The 1,043-nt window shown below is 58.4% G+C and carries 2 protein-coding genes; one reads left to right on the top strand and one right to left on the bottom strand.

Translation table 11 applies throughout. From position 1 onward, the window contains the following. Positions 1-822: cyclopropane mycolic acid synthase family methyltransferase (locus A5624_RS24060; RefSeq protein ID WP_156749173.1), on the top strand; the 822-nt coding region annotated here is incomplete at its 5' end. Between the two features lie 60 nt (positions 823-882). Here the strand turns inward: A5624_RS24060 and A5624_RS24055 are convergent. Further along, a partial coding sequence (locus A5624_RS24055; RefSeq protein ID WP_197519004.1) for a class I SAM-dependent methyltransferase occupies positions 883-1,043 on the bottom strand: 161 nt, incomplete at its 5' end.

Below are 1,043 nucleotides of genomic sequence, written 5' to 3'. Positions count from 1 at the left end.
ATTTACGATGTCTCGAATGAATTTTTCGCATTATTCTTAGACGCGACGATGGGCTACACCTGCGCCTACTTCGAGCGTGATGACATGACTCTCGAAGAAGCCCAAATTGCGAAGTTCGACCTGGCGCTGGGAAAGCTGAACCTCGAGCCGGGGATGACGCTGCTGGACATCGGTTGCGGCTGGGGTGGCGCGCTGAAGCGGGCCGTCGAGAAGTACGACGTCAACGTCATCGGGATCACGCTGAGCCGCAATCAATTTGAGTACAGCAAGAACAAGCTGGCCGGATTGCCGACCAGCCGCAACATCGAGGTGCGGTTGCAGGGCTGGGAAGAGTTCGAGGACAAGGTCGACCGGATCGTCACGATTGGCGCCTTCGAAGCTTTCAAGATGGAGCGCTATCCCGCATTTTTCGAGCGCGCCTACGAGATCCTTCCCGACGACGGCCGAATGCTGTTGCACACCATCTTGACCTACACGCAAAAACAGCAGCACGAGCGCGGTGTTTCCATCACGATGAGCGATATCCGATTCGCTCGATTCATCGGCCAGGAAATTTTCCCGGGTGGACAACTCCCGGCGCAGGAAGACATTTTCAAATTCGGCGAGGCGGCGGGCTTCACGATCGAGCGGGTGCAGCTGCTGCAGCTGCACTACGCCAGGACCTTGGACCTGTGGGCCGAGGCACTCGAGGCCAATCGCGAGCAGGCGATCGCCATCCAGTCCCAGGAGGTCTACGACCGGTACATGAAGTACCTGACCGGCTGCGCGAAGTTGTTCCGTGCGGGCTACACCGACGTCAATCAGTTCACGCTGGAGAAGTAACCGGCCCAGTAAAGCAATCGGCCCCGAACGGTTCACCGTTCGGGGCCGACTTGTCCCGCCCTACTTGACCAACGTGAATTGCCCCACATTGGTGACACCCTTGCGGAAGAAGTTCTCGCAGCCGGTCAGGTACTTCATGTACTTGTCGTAGACCTCTTCGGACTGCAGGGCGACCGCCTTGTCCTTGTTGGCCTCCAGGTTGGCCGCCCAGATGTTGAGGG

This window comes from Mycobacterium sp. 1482292.6 (genome assembly GCF_001672995.1).
Lineage (GTDB): Bacteria > Actinomycetota > Actinomycetes > Mycobacteriales > Mycobacteriaceae > Mycobacterium > Mycobacterium europaeum_A.
This window is presented reverse-complemented; position numbering and strand designations above follow the sequence as displayed.